The organism is Escherichia sp. KS167_9B (assembly GCF_030295215.1).
Taxonomy (GTDB): domain Bacteria; phylum Pseudomonadota; class Gammaproteobacteria; order Enterobacterales; family Enterobacteriaceae; genus Escherichia; species Escherichia coli_F.
The window spans coordinates 3,692,607-3,712,523 of sequence record NZ_AP025754.1 but is presented as its reverse complement, the minus strand read 5'-3'; the positions used below and the strand labels follow the sequence as shown (position 1 = coordinate 3,712,523).

Genomic DNA, 19,917 nt, shown 5'->3' with positions numbered 1-19,917 from the left:
AACGGATATGTTGATTTGCTGTTGCGCGCTGTTTACTCAATTGCGATATACTGTTGCCCGTTTTAACTACACGACAGGAATGTATGGAACGTTTTCTTGAAAATGCAATGTATGCTTCTCGCTGGCTGCTTGCCCCCGTGTACTTTGGCCTTTCGCTGGCGTTGATTGCCCTGGCGCTGAAGTTCTTCCAGGAGATTATTCACGTACTGCCGAATATCTTCTCGATGGCGGAATCAGATTTGATCCTCGTGTTGCTGTCGCTGGTGGATATGACGCTGGTTGGCGGTTTGCTGGTGATGGTGATGTTTTCCGGTTATGAGAATTTCGTCTCGCAGCTGGATATCTCCGAGAACAAAGAGAAGCTGAACTGGCTGGGGAAAATGGACGCAACGTCGCTGAAAAACAAAGTAGCAGCGTCGATTGTGGCAATTTCTTCCATTCACTTACTGCGCGTCTTTATGGATGCGAAAAATGTCCCTGATAACAAACTGATGTGGTACGTCATTATCCATCTGACGTTTGTGCTCTCTGCATTTGTGATGGGCTATCTTGACCGACTGACTCGTCATAATCACTGATCTGATTCGGGCGCGGTTCTCGCGCCCGTTATTAACAGGTCATTTATCGGAAGACGCCTGCCACAGATTCAGCTCGCCATCGGCGATATGCTGATCAATCTGCGCCAGCTCCTCGGTGCTAAATGTCAGATTATTTAGTGCCTGCACATTCTCTTCCAGTTGCTCCGCGCGGCTGGCACCAATCAATACCGACGTCACTCGCTCATCTTTCAGCAACCAGCTTAACGCCATTTGCGCCATTGATTGTCCACGCTGCTGTGCCATTTCATTCAATAACCGCAGGCTGTTGAGGTTGGCTTCGGTGAGCATTTTCGGCGTCAGGCCACGAACTTTATTCCCTTCACGATGCATACGTGAATTTTCAGGAATACCGTTGAGATATTTGCCGGTCAGCAATCCCTGAGCCAGAGGAGTAAAGGCAATGCAGCCCACGCCGTTATGTTGCAGGGTATCCAGCAGGCCGCTTTTATCCACCCAGCGGTTCAGCAAATTGTACGAAGGTTGATGAATTAACAGCGGAATTTTCCACTCGCGCAGCAACTCGACCATTTTTTGCGTCCGCTCTGGCGAGTAAGAGGAGATCCCGACATAAAGCGCCTTACCGCTTTGTACCACATGAGCCAGCGCAGAGGCGGTTTCTTCCATCGGCGTATTTTCATCGACGCGATGAGAGTAAAAGATATCGACATACTCAAGCCCCATCCGCTTCAGGCTTTGGTCGAGGCTGGCGAGCAGGTATTTACGTGAGCCGCCAGAGCCGTACGGGCCGGGCCACATATCGTATCCGGCTTTGGTAGAGATAATCAGTTCATCGCGATAAGCGGCAAAATCCTCCCGCAGCAGGCGACCAAAGTTCTCTTCTGCGCTTCCTGGAGGCGGCCCGTAATTGTTGGCTAAATCAAAGTGCGTAATGCCCAAATCAAACGCTTTGCGCAGGATCGCACGCTGTGATTCCAGTGCGTTAACGTGACCGAAATTGTGCCATAAACCGAGCGATAACGCGGGCAGGCGTAAACCGCTTTTTCCGCAATAGCGGTATTGCATCTGCCCGTAACGTTCGGGATTCGCTAACCAGACCATGACCTCTCCTTTCCACCATTCAATTTCGAAACAATGTTTCCAGTTTAGCGATTTACCAGGGGGGATCCCGTAGCATCGCTCACAGTGTGACGAAAAACTGGGCAAAAACACGTGCTTATGCTTTGCTTAAAAAAACACCAATTAAGGAGTGCAATGATGCCGCGTCTGACCGCTAAAGATTTCCCACAAGAGTTGCTGGATTACTACGACTATTACGCTCACGGGAAAATTTCGAAACGTGAGTTCCTCAACCTTGCGGCGAAGTATGCGGTGGGCGGGATGACGGCATTAGCGTTGTTTGATTTGCTCAAGCCAAATTATGCGCTGGCGACTCAGGTAGAGTTTACCGACCCGGAAATTGTTGCTGAGTACATCACGTATTCTTCGCCAAATGGTCACGGCGAGGTACGGGGTTATCTGGTGAAGCCCGCAAAGATGAGCGGCAAAACGCCAGCCGTGGTGGTGGTGCATGAGAATCGTGGACTGAATCCGTATATCGAAGATGTGGCACGGCGAGTAGCGAAGGCGGGGTATATCGCCCTGGCACCTGACGGCTTAAGTTCCGTTGGAGGTTATCCGGGTAATGATGATAAAGGTCGTGAGCTGCAACAGCAGGTTGATCCAACCAAACTGATGAATGATTTCTTTGCCGCAATTGAGTTTATGCAACGCTATCCGCAAGCGACAGGCAAAGTGGGTATTACCGGATTTTGCTATGGCGGTGGTGTATCGAACGCGGCGGCTGTCGCGTATCCGGAACTGGCCTGCGCGGTGCCGTTTTATGGTCGTCAGGCACCCACTGCCGATGTGGCGAAGATTGAAGCGCCTTTACTGCTCCACTACGCGGAACTGGATACCCGAATCAACGAGGGCTGGCCCGCTTACGAGGCGGCGTTGAAAGCCAATAATAAGGTCTATGAGGCGTATATCTATCCGGGGGTTAATCACGGATTCCATAATGATTCCACGCCCCGTTATGACAAATCTGCCGCCGATCTTGCCTGGCAAAGGACGCTGAAATGGTTCGATAAATATCTCTCCTGATAGGTTTATCTCTTACGGGATTACGTCTTAAACAAGCATGAAAAAATAGCGTGCGCAAAAGTCGTTCTTTGCCTAAAATATCGCTATATATGACAATATATAGCGAATGAGGTGAACGATGAATAACCATTTTGGTAAAGGCTTAATGGCGGGATTAAAAGCAACGCATGCCGACAGTGCGGTTAATGTGACAAAATACTGTGCCGATTATAAACGCGGTTTTGTATTAGGCTACTCACACCGGATGTACGAAAAGACCGGAGATCGCCAGCTTAGCGCCTGGGAAGCGGGGATTCTGACGCGCCGCTATGGACTGGATAAAGAGATGGTAATGGATTTCTTTCGTGAGAATAATTCCTGTTCTACGTTGCGCTTTTTTATGGCCGGTTATCGCCTCGAAAATTGATCAAACATACGTATTATCTTGCTTTAATTAATTACACTAATGCTTATTCCCTTCGTTTTAGTGCCCCGCCGCAGTATCATGATATCGATAACCATAATAAATGTGTGGTAAATGGCGCATCGATCGCATTATTGATTTTGCGATTGAGGCAAAATATATGCCAGGTCTTCGCAACGGAATAACTATAAATGACTGGAGATAACACCCTCATCCATTCTCACGGCATTAACCGTCGTGATTTCATGAAGCTTTGTGCAGCATTAGCCGCCACCATGGGGTTAAGTAGCAAAGCCGCTGCAGAGATGGCCGAATCGGTTACTAACCCGCAGCGTCCGCCAGTTATCTGGATTGGCGCGCAGGAGTGCACCGGTTGTACGGAATCTCTGCTTCGTGCAACGCATCCAACGGTAGAAAACCTCATGCTGGAGACGATCTCTCTGGAGTATCACGAAGTGCTTTCCGCCGCCTTCGGTCATCAGGTCGAAGAGAACAAACATAACGCTCTTGAGAAGTACAAAGGGCAGTATGTGTTAGTGGTAGATGGTTCCATCCCATTAAAAGATAATGGTATTTATTGCATGGTTGCTGGTGAGCCGATTGTGGATCACATCCGCAAAGCGGCGGAAGGCGCAGCAGCCATTATCGCTATCGGTTCCTGCTCTGCGTGGGGCGGTGTTGCTGCAGCTGGAGTTAACCCAACTGGCGCTGTCAGCCTGCAAGAAGTTCTGCCGGGCAAAACCGTTATCAACATTCCGGGCTGCCCACCGAACCCGCACAACTTCCTCGCGACCGTTGCGCACATCATCACTTACGGCAAACCGCCGAAACTGGATGACAAAAACCGTCCGACTTTCGCCTATGGCCGTCTGATTCACGAACACTGCGAACGCCGCCCGCACTTCGATGCTGGTCGTTTTGCCAAAGAGTTCGGTGATGAAGGCCACCGCGAAGGCTGGTGCCTGTACCACCTCGGCTGTAAAGGGCCAGAAACTTACGGCAACTGCTCAACGCTGCAATTCTGCGATGTTGGTGGTGTGTGGCCGGTGGCGATTGGTCACCCGTGCTATGGCTGTAACGAAGAAGGTATCGGCTTCCATAAAGGCATCCATCAGCTTGCCAACGTCGAAAACCAGACTCCGCGTTCGCAGAAACCGGATGTTAACGCTAAAGAGGGCGGCAACGTCTCTGCGGGCGCTATCGGTTTGCTCGGCGGTGTGGTTGGGCTGGTTGCCGGTGTCAGCGTGATGGCGGTGCGTGAACTGGGTCGTCAGCAAAAGAAAGATAACGCTGACTCACGGGGAGAATAACCGTGAACAGACGTAATTTTATTAAAGCAGCCTCCTGCGGGGCATTGCTGACGGGCGCGTTGCCGTCTGTCAGTCATGCGGCTGCTGAAAACCGCCCGCCAATTCCGGGATCGCTGGGGATGTTGTATGACTCGACGCTGTGCGTAGGCTGCCAGGCTTGCGTCACTAAGTGTCAGGATATCAACTTCCCTGAACGTAACCCACAAGGGGAACAGACCTGGTCGAATAACGACAAACTGTCGCCGTACACCAATAACATTATCCAGGTGTGGACCAGCGGCACGGGAGTCAACAAAGACCAGGAAGAGAACGGCTATGCGTACATTAAGAAACAGTGTATGCACTGCGTCGATCCGAACTGTGTCTCCGTGTGCCCGGTCTCCGCGCTGAAAAAAGATCCGAAAACCGGCATTGTCCATTACGACAAAGATGTGTGCACCGGCTGCCGTTACTGCATGGTCGCCTGCCCGTACAACGTGCCGAAGTACGACTACAACAACCCGTTTGGTGCGCTGCATAAGTGCGAGCTGTGCAACCAGAAAGGTGTGGAACGTCTTGATAAAGGCGGTCTGCCTGGCTGCGTAGAAGTGTGCCCGGCGGGCGCGGTGATTTTTGGTACGCGTGAAGAGCTGATGGCGGAGGCGAAAAAACGTCTGGCGCTGAAGCCTGGCAGCGAATACCACTATCCGCGTCAGACGCTGAAATCTGGCGACACTTACCTGCATACGGTGCCGAAATATTATCCGCATCTGTACGGCGAGAAAGAGGGCGGCGGTACTCAGGTACTGGTACTGACGGGTGTGCCTTATGAAAATCTCGACCTGCCGAAACTGGACGATCTTTCTACTGGTGCGCGTTCCGAACATGTTCAACACACCCTGTATAAAGGCATGATGCTACCACTGGCTGTGCTGGCGGGCTTAACCGTGCTGGTTCGTCGCAACACCAAAAACGACCATCACGACGGAGGAGACGATCATGAGTCATGATCCACAACCGCTGGGCGGCAAAATCATCAGTAAACCGGTCATGATTTTTGGACCGTTAATCGTCATCTGTATGCTCCTGATTGTGAAGCGTCTGGTGTTCGGTCTGGGCTCTGTCTCTGACCTGAACGGCGGCTTCCCGTGGGGCGTGTGGATCGCGTTTGACCTGTTGATCGGCACCGGCTTCGCCTGTGGCGGCTGGGCGCTGGCGTGGGCGGTATACGTCTTTAACCGTGGGCAATACCATCCGCTGGTACGTCCGGCACTGTTGGCAAGTCTGTTTGGTTACTCACTGGGTGGCTTGTCGATCACTATCGACGTGGGGCGCTACTGGAACCTGCCGTACTTCTACATTCCGGGTCACTTCAACGTGAACTCGGTACTGTTCGAGACGGCGGTCTGTATGACCATCTACATCGGCGTGATGGCACTGGAGTTTGCTCCGGCACTGTTTGAACGTCTGGGCTGGAAAGTGTCGCTACAGCGTCTGAACAAGGTGATGTTCTTCATCATCGCGCTCGGCGCGCTGCTGCCAACTATGCACCAGTCTTCAATGGGGTCGCTGATGATCTCGGCGGGCTACAAGGTGCATCCGCTGTGGCAAAGCTATGAAATGTTGCCGCTGTTCTCGCTGTTGACGGCGTTCATCATGGGCTTCTCGATTGTCATCTTTGAAGGTTCGCTGGTGCAGGCGGGTCTGCGTGGCAACGGTCCGGATGAAAAGAGCCTGTTCGTCAAACTGACCAACACCATCAGTGTGTTGCTGGCGATTTTCATCGTGTTGCGCTTTGGCGAGCTGATCTATCGCGACAAGCTGTCGTTAGCGTTTGCCGGTGACTTCTACTCCGTGATGTTCTGGATTGAAGTCCTGCTGATGCTCTTCCCGCTGGTTGTTCTGCGTGTGGCGAAGCTGCGTAATGATTCCCGCATGCTGTTCCTGTCAGCATTGAGCGCACTGTTAGGTTGTGCAACCTGGCGTCTGACCTATTCGCTGGTGGCATTCAACCCGGGCGGCGGTTACGCCTACTTCCCGACCTGGGAAGAACTGTTGATTTCTATTGGTTTTGTGGCTATTGAGATTTGCGCTTACATCGTACTCATTCGTCTACTGCCGATACTTCCTCCTTTAAAACAAAACGATCATAATCGTCATGAGGCGAGCAAAGCATGAGCCAGAGAATTACTATTGATCCGGTAACCCGAATTGAAGGGCATTTACGCATCGATTGCGAAATCGAAAATGGCGTCGTTTCGAAAGCATGGGCTTCCGGTACCATGTGGCGCGGCATGGAAGAGATCGTGAAAAACCGCGATCCGCGCGATGCATGGATGATTGTGCAACGTATCTGTGGCGTATGTACTACCACTCACGCGCTGTCTTCTGTCCGTGCGGCAGAGAGCGCGCTGAATATCGACGTTCCGGTTAACGCGCAATACATCCGTAACATCATTCTGGCTGCGCACACCACGCATGACCATATCGTTCATTTCTATCAGCTTTCAGCGCTGGACTGGGTGGACATCACTTCTGCACTGCAAGCTGACCCAACCAAAGCCTCGGAAATGCTGAAAGGCGTTTCGACCTGGCATCTGAACAGCCCGGAAGAGTTCACTAAAGTTCAGAACAAGATCAAAGATCTGGTTGCCAGCGGTCAGTTGGGTATTTTCGCTAATGGCTACTGGGGGCACCCGGCAATGAAACTGCCGCCGGAAGTGAACCTGATTGCGGTAGCGCACTACCTGCAGGCGCTGGAGTGCCAGCGTGACGCTAACCGCGTCGTGGCGCTGCTGGGCGGTAAAACGCCGCACATTCAGAACCTGGCGGTAGGTGGTGTCGCGAACCCGATCAACCTCGACGGTCTGGGTGTGCTGAACCTTGAGCGCCTGATGTACATCAAGTCTTTCATCGACAAACTGAGCGACTTTGTTGAGCAGGTTTACAAGGTTGATACCGCGGTTATCGCCGCGTTCTATCCGGAATGGCTGACGCGCGGCAAAGGTGCGGTGAACTACCTGAGCGTGCCGGAATTCCCGACCGACAGCAAAAACGGTAGCTTCCTGTTCCCGGGAGGCTACATCCAGAATGCCGATCTGTCGACTTACCGTCCGATCACTTCTCATTCCGATGAATACCTGATCAAAGGGATTCAGGAAAGCGCGAAGCACTCCTGGTATAAAGACGAAGCGCCGCAGGCACCGTGGGAAGGTACCACCATTCCGGCTTACGACGGTTGGTCTGACGACGGCAAATATTCCTGGGTGAAATCACCGACTTTCTACGGCAAAACGGTAGAAGTGGGTCCGCTGGCTAACATGCTGGTGAAACTGGCGGCAGGTCGCGAATCTACCCAAAACAAACTGAATGAAATCGTTGCGATTTATCAGAAACTGACAGGCAACACGCTGGAAGTGGCGCAGCTGCACTCCACGCTGGGCCGTATTATTGGTCGTACCGTTCACTGCTGCGAATTGCAGGATATCCTGCAAAATCAATACAGTGCACTGATTACCAATATCGGCAAAGGCGATCACACCACCTTTGTGAAGCCGAACATTCCGGCTACAGGTGAGTTCAAAGGCGTTGGCTTCCTTGAAGCACCGCGCGGTATGCTCTCTCACTGGATGGTGATCAAAGACGGAATTATCAGTAACTACCAGGCAGTTGTTCCATCAACCTGGAACTCTGGCCCGCGTAACTTCAATGACGACGTTGGTCCTTACGAACAGTCGCTGGTGGGCACGCCGGTTGCCGATCCGAATAAACCGCTGGAAGTGGTGCGTACCATTCACTCCTTCGACCCGTGCATGGCCTGTGCGGTACACGTAGTGGATGCCGACGGCAACGAAGTGGTTTCAGTGAAGGTTCTGTAATGCGTATTTTAGTCTTAGGGGTTGGCAATATTTTGCTGACCGATGAAGCCATCGGTGTGCGGATTGTCGAAGCATTAGAGCAACGATACATTCTGCCGGATTATGTTGAGATCCTTGATGGCGGCACGGCGGGAATGGAGCTGCTTGGCGACATGGCAAATCGCGATCATCTGATTATCGCCGATGCCATTGTGTCGAAAAAGAACGCGCCGGGAACGATGATGATCCTGCGGGATGAAGAAGTTCCGGCGTTGTTTACCAACAAAATCTCTCCGCATCAGCTTGGCCTGGCCGACGTATTGTCGGCCCTGCGCTTCACCGGCGAGTTTCCGAAAAAACTGACCCTGGTCGGCGTGATCCCGGAATCGCTGGAGCCGCACATCGGTTTGACACCAACGGTTGAAGCGATGATTGAACCTGCGCTTGAGCAGGTTCTGGCTGCGCTGCGCGAATCAGGCGTGGAAGCCATCCCACGGGAGGCGACTCATGACTGAAGAGATAGCTGGTTTTCAGACCTCCCCGAAGGCGCAAGTACAGGCAGCGTTTGAAGAAATTGCCCGGCGTTCGATGCACGATCTCTCTTTTCTGCATCCTTCAATGCCAGTGTATGTTTCTGACTTTACGCTGTTCGAAGGTCAGTGGACGGGGTGTGTAATCACCCCGTGGATGCTGAGTGCAGTTATCTTCCCCGGCCCGGATCAACTCTGGCCACTGCGCAAAGTCAGTGAAAAAATTGGTCTGCAACTGCCGTATGGCACCATGACCTTTACTGTTGGTGAACTGGACGGTGTTTCGCAATACCTCTCCTGCTCGCTGATGTCGCCGCTTTCGCATAGCATGTCGATTGAAGAGGGCCAACGGCTGACGGATGACTGCGCGCGGATGATCCTTTCGCTGCCGGTCACCAATCCGGATGTACCACACGCAGGGCGTCGTGCCCTGCTCTTTGGCCGCAGGAGTGGCGAAAATGCATGAGTTGTCGCTTTGCCAGAGCGCCGTTGAAATTATCCAACGGCAGGCGGAGCAGCATGATGTTAAGCGCGTCACCGCCGTGTGGCTGGAAATTGGCGCGCTCTCCTGCGTTGAGGAGAGCGCCGTCCGTTTTAGTTTTGAAATTGTCTGCCACGGAACGGTGGCGCAAGGGTGCGATTTACATATCGTCTATAAACCCGCCCAGGCCTGGTGCTGGGATTGCAGCCAGGTAGTGGAGATTCATCAGCACGATGCGCAATGCCCGCTCTGTCATGGCGAGCGGTTGCGTGTCGATACCGGCGATTCGCTGATCGTCAAAAGTATTGAAGTTGAATAACCGGAGTTAACAATGTGTATTGGCGTTCCAGGCCAGGTGCTGGCTGTCGGTGAAGATATTCACCAGCTTGCGCAGGTTGAAGTATGTGGTATCAAGCGCGACGTGAATATCGCCCTGATTTGTGAAGGTAATCCTGCCGATCTGCTGGGCCAGTGGGTGCTGGTGCACGTCGGATTTGCCATGAGCATCATCGACGAAGACGAAGCCAAAGCCACATTAGACGCACTGCGCCAAATGGATTACGACATTACCAGCGCGTGATGATTAGCTTTCGTAGGCCTGATAAGACGCGACAGCGTCGCATCAGGCATTGTGCACGATTGCCGGATGCGGCGTGAACGCCTTATCCGGCCTGGATGGCTTGCTGCGACGAACACCAACCCTTACCCCTGACGCTTATCTTCCGTATTCGTCTCGAAATCACTGGCGTCATGGCGCTCATGCAACTGCTCATTCAGCGGTCCGTTGGTGCGGTTAACAATACGCCCACGCTTCACCGCCGGACGTTCGCCTACTTCTTTCGCCCAGCGTTGTACATGCTTATAACTGCCCGCATCAAGAAACTCAGCGGCATCATACACACCACCTAACACCACGTTGCCAAACCATGGCCAAATCGCCATATCTGCAATGGTGTACTCATCGCCCGCAACAAACTTATGCTGCGCCAGTTGCTTATCCAGCACGTCGAGCAGGCGCTTGGCTTCCATGGTAAAGCGGTTGATGGCGTATTCAATTTTCACCGGCGCGTAATGGTAAAAGTGACCAAAACCACCGCCGAGGAACGGCGCGGCACCCTGTAACCAGAACAGCCAGTTCATTGCTTCAGTACGTTTCGCCAGATCCTGCGGCAGGAAGTAGCCAAATTTCTCCGCCAGATAAAGCAGAATCGATCCAGACTCAAACACGCGGATCGGCGGAGTATGGGTATGATCGCGTAGCGCCGGGATCTTCGAGTTTGGGTTCACTTCGACAAAACCGCTGGAGAATTGATCGCCATCGCCAATACGAATCAGCCAGGCGTCGTACTCTGCACCAGTAACGCCCAGCGCCAGCAGCTCCTCAAGCATAATCGATACTTTCTGTCCGTTTGGCGTTCCCAGCGAATAGAGTTGCAGCGGATGTTTGCCCACCGGCAGCGTTTTTTCATGCGTCGGACCAGAAACCGGGCGATTGATATTGGCGAACGCGCCGCCAGCGGATTTATCCCACGTCCAGACTTTCGCGGGCTGATAAGTATCGTCTGTCATAGTGAGTTGCCTTCTGAGTGGTAGTGTTGAAGCAGTGTAGCAGGTCACTTGCTGTACAGAATGTGAATTTTTTAACCCTTTGCGCCAGCCGCTGCGATGAGGTGTATGATTAGTCTGACCTCTGTCCGGTTAATGTCGCTGAGCAGGTAATCAGAGCACAACAATTACGCCAACTGCTTAGGTTGTATTGTTAAAGGTAAAGTGATGAGCAAAGGAACGACCAGCCAGGATGCCCCGTTCGGGACATTATTGGGCTACGCCCCAGGTGGGGTAGCAATCTACTCTTCAGATTACAGTTCTCTCGATCCGCAGGAATACGAAGATGACGCCGTATTCCGTAGCTATATCGACGACGAATATATGGGCCACAAATGGCAATGCGTTGAATTTGCTCGCCGTTTTCTCTTTCTGAATTACGGTGTGGTCTTCACTGACGTGGGTATGGCGTGGGAGATTTTCTCGCTGCGCTTCCTGCGTGAAGTGGTTAATGACAACATCCTGCCATTGCAGGCATTTCCTAACGGCTCGCCGCGTGCGCCGGTCGCGGGTGCGCTTCTTATCTGGGATAAAGGCGGTGAATTTAAAGACACTGGCCATGTCGCCATCATTACCCAATTGCATGGCAACAAAGTCCGTATTGCGGAACAGAACGTGATTCATTCCCCGTTACCGCAAGGGCAACAGTGGACACGCGAGCTGGAGATGGTGGTCGAAAACGGCTGCTATACCCTTAAAGACACGTTTGATGACACCACCATTCTGGGCTGGATGATCCAGACGGAAGATACCGACTACAGCTTACCGCAGCCGGAAATTGCAAGCGAGCTGCTGAAAATCAGCGGAGCGCGTCTGGAAAACAAAGGTCAGTTTGACGGTAAATGGCTGGATGAAAAAGATCCGCTACAAAATGCCTACGTGCAGGCCAACGGTCAGGTGATCAATCAGGATCCGTATCATTACTACACCATTACCGAGAGCGCAGAGCAGGAGCTGATTAAAGCCACCAACGAGCTGCACCTGATGTATCTTCACGCAACCGACAAGGTGCTAAAAGATGACAACCTGCTGGCGCTGTTCGACATTCCGAAAATCCTCTGGCCACGTTTGCGTCTCTCCTGGCAGCGTCGCCGTCACCATATGATCACCGGTCGTATGGATTTCTGCATGGACGAACGTGGCCTGAAGGTCTACGAATACAACGCCGATTCCGCCTCCTGTCATACCGAAGCGGGCTTGATCCTCGAACGTTGGGCGGAGCAGGGCTATAAAGGCAACGGCTTCAATCCTGCGGAAGGGCTGATTAACGAACTGGCTGGTGCCTGGAAACACAGTCGTGCACGTCCGTTTGTCCATATCATGCAGGACAAAGATATCGAGGAAAACTATCACGCGCAGTTTATGGAGCAGGCGCTGCACCAGGCGGGCTTTGAAACGCGTATCTTGCGTGGGTTGGATGAACTGGGCTGGGATGCTGCCGGGCAACTGATTGATGGGGAAGGGCGACTGGTTAACTGCGTGTGGAAAACCTGGGCGTGGGAAACCGCGTTTGATCAGATTCGTGAAGTTAGCGACCGTGAGTTTGCTGCGGTGCCGATCCGTACCGGTCATCCGCAAAATGAAGTGCGTTTAATTGACGTATTGCTGCGCCCGGAAGTGCTGGTCTTTGAGCCGCTGTGGACGGTGATCCCCGGCAACAAAGCGATTCTGCCGATCCTCTGGTCGCTGTTCCCGCACCATCGTTACCTACTGGATACCGATTTCTCCGTGAATGATGAACTGGTGAAAACAGGTTACGCAGTGAAACCGATCGCCGGTCGCTGTGGCAGTAACATCGACCTCGTCAGCCATCATGAAGAGGTGCTGGACAAAACCAGCGGTAAATTTGCCGAGCAGAAAAACATTTACCAGCAACTGTGGTGCTTGCCGAAAGTGGACGGTAAATACATCCAGGTATGTACTTTCACCGTTGGCGGCAACTACGGCGGTACTTGCTTGCGCGGTGATGAATCACTGGTCATCAAAAAAGAGAGTGATATTGAACCGTTAATTGTCGTGAAAGAGTAATAGATGTTGTAGCAGCCCCGTACTGATTATGAAGAATAATCAGTGCGGGGATTAATCAAAATATTCAATATTTATATATTTCAATATTTATTCATTTCATATGTGAATATATTAACCAGCAGAATACCTGTGTTCTAATTATTTTTAAATATTTTGAATGAATGCTTATTGTCTGATACACAAGAAATAACACTCTTTTTATCGTTAAAAGATGATATTTCACTTTGCCCACGCCGTGAAAGTCACTGATAATGCGTCCGTTCGTAAATTCAAAATGGCGTAATCTAATATATGCTAAATTTATTTGTTGGCCTTGATATATACACAGGGCTTTTGTTATTACTTGCTCTGGCATTTGTGTTGTTCTACGAAGCAATCAATGGTTTTCATGACACGGCGAATGCGGTGGCAACCGTTATTTATACTCGTGCCATGCAGCCACAGCTTGCCGTGGTGATGGCGGCATTTTTTAACTTTTTTGGCGTATTGCTAGGCGGACTTAGCGTTGCCTATGCCATTGTCCATATGTTGCCAACCGATTTGTTGCTGAATATGGGGTCAACTCACGGCCTGGCGATGGTCTTTTCCATGCTGCTGGCGGCGATTATCTGGAACCTGGGAACGTGGTTCTTTGGTTTACCGGCCTCCAGTTCGCATACCTTGATTGGTGCGATTATCGGCATCGGTTTAACCAACGCGCTGTTAACCGGCTCATCGGTGATGGATGCGTTAAACCTGCGTGAAGTGACCAAAATTTTCTCCTCGCTGATTGTTTCCCCTATCGTCGGCCTGGTCATTGCGGGAGGCCTGATATTCCTGCTGCGCCGCTACTGGAGCGGGACGAAAAAGCGTGACCGTATTCACCGCATTCCGGAAGATCGCAAAAAGAAAAAAGGCAAACGTAAGCCACCATTCTGGACGCGTATTGCGCTGATTGTTTCCGCTGCGGGCGTGGCGTTTTCGCACGGCGCGAACGACGGGCAGAAAGGGATCGGACTGGTGATGCTGGTACTGGTGGGGATTGCTCCTGCTGGTTTCGTCGTCAATATGAATGCGTCCGGCTATGAAATTACCCGTACCCGCGATGCCGTCACCAACTTTGAACACTATCTGCAACAGCATCCTGAACTGCCGCAGAAGTTGATTGCGATGGAACCTCCATTGCCTGCGGCATCGACTGATGGCACGCAAGTAACGGAGTTTCATTGTCATCCGGCAAATACCTTTGATGCGATTGCGCGCGTTAAAACGATGTTGCCAGGTAATATGGAAAGCTACGAGCCGTTAAGCGTGAGTCAGCGCAGCCAGCTGCGCCGCATTATGCTGTGCATCTCTGATACCTCTGCGAAGCTGGCGAAACTGCCAGGCGTCAGTAAAGAAGATCAGAACCTGCTGAAAAAACTGCGCAGCGATATGTTAAGCACCATTGAGTACGCTCCGGTGTGGATCATCATGGCGGTAGCACTGGCGCTCGGCATTGGCACCATGATTGGCTGGCGTCGTGTAGCGATGACCATCGGTGAGAAGATTGGTAAGCGCGGCATGACGTATGCGCAAGGCATGGCGGCACAAATGACGGCGGCAGTGTCTATCGGCCTTGCCAGTTATATTGGGATGCCCGTCTCCACAACGCACGTCCTCTCGTCTGCGGTAGCAGGGACGATGGTGGTGGACGGCGGTGGGTTACAGCGTAAAACGGTAACCAGCATCCTGATGGCGTGGGTGTTTACTTTACCGGCGGCGATTTTTCTGTCTGGTGGGTTGTACTGGATAGCATTGCAGTTGATTTAACCTTCCTGAAAATGCCCGGTCCTGGCGATCGGGCATTTCCATTTTTGACTAGTGATAACCACACGCGGTCATAAAATCCGTAATCGCTTTTTCTGCATCAACCAGCACCTTTTCCAGTGGCTGATTGGCGTCGATATCAACCAGTTGTGCACCACCAAAGGTTAACTGTGGCGTTATGGCAATCTTTCTCGCCAGCGATTCCCGTTTATGGTCGGGTTTACGCGCGCAGGCAACTTCAAGGTCAACATTGAGTTTGATGACCAGATCAGGCTTATGGCTCGCCATCCAGTGAAATGCTTTACGTTCCTGGCTTGCCAGCCATGAGACAAACCGGCCGCCTTCAACGTTAGGTGGGAACACCGTACCATCGTAAGCGCCAGGAATTTGGTCCTGAGGATAACGATCGGTTAAGACAATCAGCCCGCGACGACGACAGGCGAGCATATGACGAAAGCGTAACAGTCGGCGAGCGACGAAAGCGGTGATCACCAGGGCCGGAACCGGACCCGGCAATTTTTTTGCCGTTTTCACTTCATTTTTTTCAATAGTCTTGTGCAGAGACTTTCCCATCAACGGTAATTTTGTCACTGCACGACCGACATTTCCGGCCTGTTTTCCTAAATGAACTCTTTCGGCAGCACCATATTTTTCGACAACGGTAATAAGATGTTCACACACCGTTGACTTGCCTGAACCATCGCTACCAATAACGGCAATTAATGGAGGTGTTATTGACTGCATGAATATGTCCTTAAATTTAAATATCCATCCAAAATATTTATTTGGTTAATATGTTTTTATGAAAGCGTAATTCAGGTCAATGTCACAATTAACCATTGTCACAATAAGGTTGAACGGATATTCTGAGCACGGACCACGTAATATTCAATACATTATTTGCTGCCGGGTTTTTCGTGAATCAACGTAATATGTCAATAATTAATTCCACGCCAGTGCGTGTTATTGCCATTGTAGGATGTGATGGTTCAGGTAAATCGACCCTCACGGCAAGCCTGGTAAATGAACTGGCAGCAACAATGCCAACAGAACACATTTATCTCGGGCAATCGTCCGGGCGAATTGGCGAATGGATTTCACAGCTCCCTGTTATTGGCGCACCTTTTGGGCGTTATCTGCGAAGTAAAGCGGCACATGTGCACGAAAAGCCCTCCACACCGCCTGGCAATATTACTGCGCTGGTTATCTATCTGCTTTCCTGCTGGCGGGCGTATAAGTTTCGCAAAATGTTGTGTAAAAGCCAGCAAGGCTATCTGCTCATCACCGACCGCTACCCGCAGGTTGAAGTGCCGGGTTTTCGCTTTGATGGCCCGCAACTGGCAAAAAACACGGGCGGTAACGGCTGGATAAAAATGTTAAGACAGCGCGAGCTCAAACTTTACCAATGGATGGCGTCTTATTTGCCCGTATTGTTGATTCGTCTTGGCATTGATGAACAAACCGCGTTTGCGCGTAAACCTGACCACCAACTGGCGGCGTTACAGGAAAAAATCGCTGTTACGCCGCAACTGACATTCAATGGCGCAAAGATCCTTGAACTGGATGGTCGGCAACCAGCCGATGAAATTCTGCAAGCGTCACTACGCGCAATTCACGCCGCGCTTTCCTGATCACCAAATGGATAGGGGATGATTTAACGAATGGATGCACTACAAACACAAACTGTTAATAGTACAACCGCGCCGCAGCCCAACTACATTCCGGGGCTGATTGCGGTGGTCGGGTGTGATGGCACCGGTAAATCCACATTGACCACTGACCTGGTGAAATCGCTGCAACAACACTGGCAAACCGAGCGCCGCTATCTGGGGCTGCTCTCCGGCGAAGACGGCGACAAAATCAAACGGTTGCCGCTCGTTGGCGTCTGGCTGGAACGGCGACTGGCGGCCAAATCCTCGAAAACCCAAAGCATGAAAACCAAATCTCCGGCGCTATGGGCGGCGGTGATTATGTACTGCTTCTCGCTGCGAAGAATGGCGAATCTACGCAAGGTTCAGCGACTGGCGCAAAGTGGCGTTCTGGTGGTCAGCGATCGCTTCCCGCAGGCTGAAATTTCGGGCTTTTATTATGACGGACCGGGGATTGGCGTCGAGCGTGCGACCGGGAAAATCAGCATGTTTCTGGCACAGCGCGAACGGCGTTTATACCAAAAAATGGCGCAATACCGTCCTGAATTAATTATTCGTTTGGGGATTGATATTGATACTGCCATCTCCCGCAAGCCTGACCATGACTATGCCGAGTAGACTGCAGGACAAAATCGGTGTCATGTCGACGATTGGCTATAACGGCACAAAAATTCTTGAGATTGATTCCAGAGCTCCCTACAGCGAAGTGCTGGAACAGGCACAGAAGGCGGTTTCTCTGGTTGCAATCGTTTCTGACCGCCGAAGTTTAACTTAAGGTTGGCGGGATACTTTTTACTATCAACGATAAGGTCAGGCTGAATTGGCGGGGTTTAACATCAAACATTGGTTTGCAGATGGCGCGTTTCGCACCATTATTCGCAATAGCGCCTGGTTAGGCTCCAGTAATGTCGTGAGCGCTTTGCTGGGTCTGTTGGCGCTCTCGTGTGCCGGTAAAGGGATGACGCCCGCCATGTTTGGCGTACTGGTGATTGTGCAATCGTACGCCAAGTCGATCAGCGATTTTATTAAGTTTCAGACATGGCAGCTGGTGGTTCAGTACGGAACGCCAGCCTTGACCAATAATAATCCGCAGCAATTTCGCAATGTCGTCTCATTTTCCTTCTCGTTGGATATCGTCAGCGGCGCGGTGGCGATTGTCGGCGGCATTGCCTTACTCCCTTTTCTTTCCCATTCATTAGGTCTGGATGACCAAAGCTTTTGGCTGGCAGCGCTGTATTGCACGCTCATTCCTTCAATGGCTTCCTCCACACCGACCGGCATTCTGCGTGCGGTAGATCGCTTCGATTTGATTGCTGTACAGCAGGCGACGAAACCTTTTCTGCGCGCAGCGGGGAGCGTCGTAGCCTGGTATTTTGATTTTGGTTTTGCGGGTTTTGTTATTGCCTGGTACGCATCGAATCTGGTTGGCGGCACCATGTACTGGTGGTTTGCCGCGCGCGAATTACGCCGCAGAAATATCCATAACGCCTTCAAATTGAATCTGTTTGAGTCTGCCCGACACATTAAAGGCGCGTGGAGTTTTGTCTGGTCAACCAACATTGCCCACTCCATCTGGTCGGCACGTAACTCGTGCAGCACAGTGTTGGTGGGGATCGTGTTAGGACCCGCTGCCGCCGGGTTATTTAAAATCGCCATGACATTCTTCGATGCCGCCGGAACGCCAGCGGGTTTACTGGGCAAAAGTTTTTACCCAGAGGTAATGCGTTTAGATCCGCGTACCACCAGACCGTGGCTCCTTGGCGTGAAGTCTGGATTGCTGGCTGGCGGGATTGGCATTCTGGTGGCGCTGGCTGTGTTAATCGTTGGTAAGCCACTTATTTCACTGGTGTTTGGTGTTAAGTATCTCGAAGCGTATGACCTGATCCAGGTAATGCTCGGAGCCATTGTTATTTCGATGCTGGGCTTCCCACAGGAGTCATTGCTATTGATGGCGGGAAAACAGCGCGCTTTTCTCGTGGCGCAAACCATCGCCTCAATCGGCTACATCGTATTGCTGTTCATGTTCTGTCATCTGTTTGGCGTGCTGGGGGCTGCATTTGCTTACTTCGGTGGGCAATGTCTGGATGTGGTGCTCTCGTTAATTCCAACCTTAAAGGCATTTTTTCAGCGCCATTCCTTGCTTTATAACGCAGCCGGAGAGAAATCCTGATGATGAGAAAATATTTCCCGCTTGAGGCGAGCGAGCGTCTATTTATTGCAGTTGAAGAAGATGATGTCGTTGATGCGCAGGTCAGTTTACCGCCGACTATCGTAACAGGTTGTACCACCGAAATCATTCATGATAATTACGCGTTATGCCTGCAATTCTGGCTGAATGGCGTTGATCGTCAGGAATTACTGCGTTTAATCCACAAACAAGCCAAAGGCGAGGGGCTTACGGCTGACGAGCGTAAACAGTTTAAATATATGCGGGCGCGTTATAAGCATCTGCGTTTCGCTCAGCGACTGTATCTGAAAAAACACCAGGCAGGATTTTTATTCGGCAAAACGACGGTATGTCTGGGCCATTTTCAGGATGGTTTCCGTAACGGTAAAAAAAATATTGTGTCGTATTACGGCAACCTGTTACGAATTTATTTAAGCTCTCCGGTCTGGTCGTTGGTGAACTATTCATTACGCCATAGCCAGTTAGAAAGCGTAAGCGGTTTTATTGCCTATCGGCAAAAGCAAATGCATACCCTGAAAGAGATAATTGCCAAACCGCGACTAACCGGCAGGGAATTTCATGATGTGCGAAAAATCATCAGCCAGCAGGTTTCTTATTACGACACCCTAAGATCGCTTGATCTTGAAAATAAAGAAGCGTTACAGATTTCCCGCTTCCTCGCCGCCATTAATGGCCTGATGGGGGATAAACACGACGACATGGTGGCGGATGATATGGAAAACCGCCAGTCGTATGATGCACCGATGGCGCTGGATAGCGATATTCGTCAGCGCTTAGAACTGCTGATTTCGCGTTTTCCGCTATAACCGGAGCAATGATGTCATCTCGTTTGATTATTGCGCTGATTATCATGCTCTTAGCCCCGGGTGTGCAGGCGCACAATTTCGTCACTGGTAAAACGGTTACCCCTGTTTATATCCAGGAAGGCGGCGAGCTGCTTCTGAATAGCGACGACGAAATTCACTACCAAAAGTGGAACAGCACACAGCTGGCGGGAAAAGTCCGCATTATTCAGTATATCGCCGGGCGTAAGTCGGCGAAGAAAAAGAACTCACTGTTAATTAAAGCGGTTGAAGCGGCAAACTTTCCGCAGGATCGTTTTCAGCCCACCACCATTGTGAACACCGATGATGCCATCTTTGGTACTGGCTATTTTGTCGTTGGCAAAATCGAAAAAAATAAACGCCGCTATCCGTGGGCGCAATTCGTTATTGACGGCAATGGACAGGGACGCGTTGCCTGGCGGTTGCCGGAGCAGAGTTCAACCATTCTGGTGCTGAATAAAGCCGGGCAAATTCAGTGGGCAAAGGACGGCAGCCTGACGCCAGAAGAGGTAGATCATGTCATTGCGCTGGCGCAGAAGCTGATCAATGAATAAAAAACTCAAAGGATTGAGG

Annotated in this window: 20 protein-coding genes and 1 pseudogene; 18 read left to right on the top strand and 3 right to left on the bottom strand. The window is 51.3% G+C overall.

Annotation, left to right across the window (positions count from 1 at the left end; translation table 11 throughout):
• Window positions 1-83: 83 nt before the first annotated feature.
• Window positions 84-578 (top strand): TIGR00645 family protein, encoded by a 495-nt coding sequence (locus QUE34_RS18610; RefSeq protein ID WP_001332910.1) that lies wholly within the window; start codon window positions 84-86, stop codon window positions 576-578.
• Between the two features lie 39 nt (window positions 579-617).
• On the opposite strand, the gene gpr is transcribed toward QUE34_RS18610, so the two are convergent.
• Window positions 618-1,658 carry an L-glyceraldehyde 3-phosphate reductase gene (gene gpr, locus QUE34_RS18605; RefSeq protein WP_000262177.1) on the bottom strand — a complete coding sequence of 347 codons (1,041 nt, stop codon included), beginning with the start codon at window positions 1,656-1,658 and terminating at the stop codon, window positions 618-620.
• A 156-nt stretch (window positions 1,659-1,814) separates the two neighbouring features.
• Here gpr and yghX point away from each other — a divergent pair, with 156 nt between their 5' ends.
• The 10 genes from yghX (at window position 1,815) to hybG (ending at window position 9,842) form a co-directional block, all read left to right on the top strand.
• Window positions 1,815-2,702, top strand: a complete 888-nt coding sequence (yghX, locus tag QUE34_RS18600; protein ID WP_001360974.1) for a YghX family hydrolase — start codon at window positions 1,815-1,817, stop codon at window positions 2,700-2,702.
• A 118-nt stretch (window positions 2,703-2,820) separates the two neighbouring features.
• Window positions 2,821-3,108 carry a DUF2623 family protein YghW gene (gene yghW / locus QUE34_RS18595; RefSeq protein ID WP_001059139.1) on the top strand — a complete coding sequence of 96 codons (288 nt, stop codon included), beginning with the start codon at window positions 2,821-2,823 and terminating at the stop codon, window positions 3,106-3,108.
• Between the two features lie 188 nt (window positions 3,109-3,296).
• The gene (gene hybO / locus QUE34_RS18590) at window positions 3,297-4,415 is read left to right on the top strand and encodes a hydrogenase 2 small subunit (RefSeq protein WP_000145404.1); all 1,119 of its coding nucleotides are present in this window, start codon (window positions 3,297-3,299) and stop codon (window positions 4,413-4,415) included.
• 2 nt (window positions 4,416-4,417) lie between these two features.
• The gene (gene hybA / locus QUE34_RS18585) at window positions 4,418-5,404 is read left to right on the top strand and encodes a hydrogenase 2 operon protein HybA (RefSeq protein WP_001081868.1); all 987 of its coding nucleotides are present in this window, start codon (window positions 4,418-4,420) and stop codon (window positions 5,402-5,404) included.
• Window positions 5,394-6,572, top strand: coding sequence for a Ni/Fe-hydrogenase cytochrome b subunit (hybB, locus tag QUE34_RS18580; protein ID WP_000017703.1), 1,179 nt, complete (start codon window positions 5,394-5,396; stop codon window positions 6,570-6,572). The genes hybA and hybB overlap by 11 nt, the downstream gene beginning before the upstream one ends.
• Window positions 6,569-8,272, top strand: a complete 1,704-nt coding sequence (gene hybC, locus QUE34_RS18575; RefSeq protein WP_000083074.1) for a hydrogenase 2 large subunit — start codon at window positions 6,569-6,571, stop codon at window positions 8,270-8,272. Before hybB ends, hybC begins: the two co-directional genes overlap by 4 nt.
• Complete coding sequence (locus tag QUE34_RS18570; RefSeq protein WP_001221940.1) at window positions 8,272-8,766, top strand: HyaD/HybD family hydrogenase maturation endopeptidase; 495 nt, start codon at window positions 8,272-8,274, stop codon at window positions 8,764-8,766. The genes hybC and QUE34_RS18570 overlap by 1 nt, the downstream gene beginning before the upstream one ends.
• Window positions 8,759-9,247 (top strand): hydrogenase-2 assembly chaperone, encoded by a 489-nt coding sequence (gene hybE / locus QUE34_RS18565; RefSeq protein WP_000134014.1) that lies wholly within the window; start codon window positions 8,759-8,761, stop codon window positions 9,245-9,247. Before QUE34_RS18570 ends, hybE begins: the two co-directional genes overlap by 8 nt.
• Complete coding sequence (hypA, locus tag QUE34_RS18560; RefSeq protein ID WP_000544953.1) at window positions 9,240-9,581, top strand: hydrogenase maturation nickel metallochaperone HypA; 342 nt, start codon at window positions 9,240-9,242, stop codon at window positions 9,579-9,581. The genes hybE and hypA overlap by 8 nt, the downstream gene beginning before the upstream one ends.
• A 12-nt stretch (window positions 9,582-9,593) precedes the next feature.
• On the top strand, window positions 9,594-9,842 hold the full coding sequence (gene hybG, locus QUE34_RS18555) for a hydrogenase maturation factor HybG (RefSeq protein ID WP_000334896.1): 249 nt from the start codon (window positions 9,594-9,596) through the stop codon (window positions 9,840-9,842).
• A gap of 122 nt (window positions 9,843-9,964) precedes the next feature.
• Here hybG and yghU read toward each other — a convergent pair whose 3' ends face one another.
• The gene (gene yghU / locus QUE34_RS18545; RefSeq protein ID WP_001332913.1) at window positions 9,965-10,831 is read right to left on the bottom strand and encodes a glutathione-dependent disulfide-bond oxidoreductase; all 867 of its coding nucleotides are present in this window, start codon (window positions 10,829-10,831) and stop codon (window positions 9,965-9,967) included.
• A gap of 204 nt (window positions 10,832-11,035) precedes the next feature.
• Between yghU and gss the strand changes: the two genes are divergently transcribed.
• Together gss and pitB are read left to right on the top strand one after the other, a co-directional pair.
• Complete coding sequence (gene gss / locus QUE34_RS18540; protein ID WP_001332914.1) at window positions 11,036-12,895, top strand: bifunctional glutathionylspermidine amidase/synthase; 1,860 nt, start codon at window positions 11,036-11,038, stop codon at window positions 12,893-12,895.
• Between the two features lie 291 nt (window positions 12,896-13,186).
• Window positions 13,187-14,686, top strand: coding sequence for an inorganic phosphate transporter PitB (gene pitB, locus QUE34_RS18535; RefSeq protein WP_000933296.1), 1,500 nt, complete (start codon window positions 13,187-13,189; stop codon window positions 14,684-14,686).
• A 48-nt stretch (window positions 14,687-14,734) separates the two neighbouring features.
• On the opposite strand, the gene QUE34_RS18530 is transcribed toward pitB, so the two are convergent.
• Window positions 14,735-15,427 (bottom strand): dTMP kinase, encoded by a 693-nt coding sequence (locus QUE34_RS18530; RefSeq protein WP_001190762.1) that lies wholly within the window; start codon window positions 15,425-15,427, stop codon window positions 14,735-14,737.
• A gap of 173 nt (window positions 15,428-15,600) precedes the next feature.
• Between QUE34_RS18530 and QUE34_RS18525 the strand changes: the two genes are divergently transcribed.
• The 5 genes and pseudogenes from QUE34_RS18525 to QUE34_RS18505 all read left to right on the top strand — a co-directional run bounded on the left by QUE34_RS18525 (window position 15,601) and on the right by QUE34_RS18505 (window position 19,898).
• Window positions 15,601-16,314, top strand: coding sequence for a dTMP kinase (locus QUE34_RS18525; protein WP_001076266.1), 714 nt, complete (start codon window positions 15,601-15,603; stop codon window positions 16,312-16,314).
• Between the two features lie 30 nt (window positions 16,315-16,344).
• Window positions 16,345-17,107: pseudogene (locus QUE34_RS18520) on the top strand (nucleoside/nucleotide kinase family protein).
• A gap of 45 nt (window positions 17,108-17,152) precedes the next feature.
• Window positions 17,153-18,502 (top strand): lipopolysaccharide biosynthesis protein, encoded by a 1,350-nt coding sequence (locus QUE34_RS18515; RefSeq protein ID WP_000896872.1) that lies wholly within the window; start codon window positions 17,153-17,155, stop codon window positions 18,500-18,502.
• The gene (locus QUE34_RS18510; protein ID WP_000984957.1) at window positions 18,502-19,326 is read left to right on the top strand and encodes a hypothetical protein; all 825 of its coding nucleotides are present in this window, start codon (window positions 18,502-18,504) and stop codon (window positions 19,324-19,326) included. Before QUE34_RS18515 ends, QUE34_RS18510 begins: the two co-directional genes overlap by 1 nt.
• Window positions 19,327-19,337: 11 nt before the next feature.
• Window positions 19,338-19,898, top strand: coding sequence for a YtfJ family protein (locus tag QUE34_RS18505; protein WP_001298770.1), 561 nt, complete (start codon window positions 19,338-19,340; stop codon window positions 19,896-19,898).
• The last annotated feature ends 19 nt before the right edge of the window (window positions 19,899-19,917 follow it).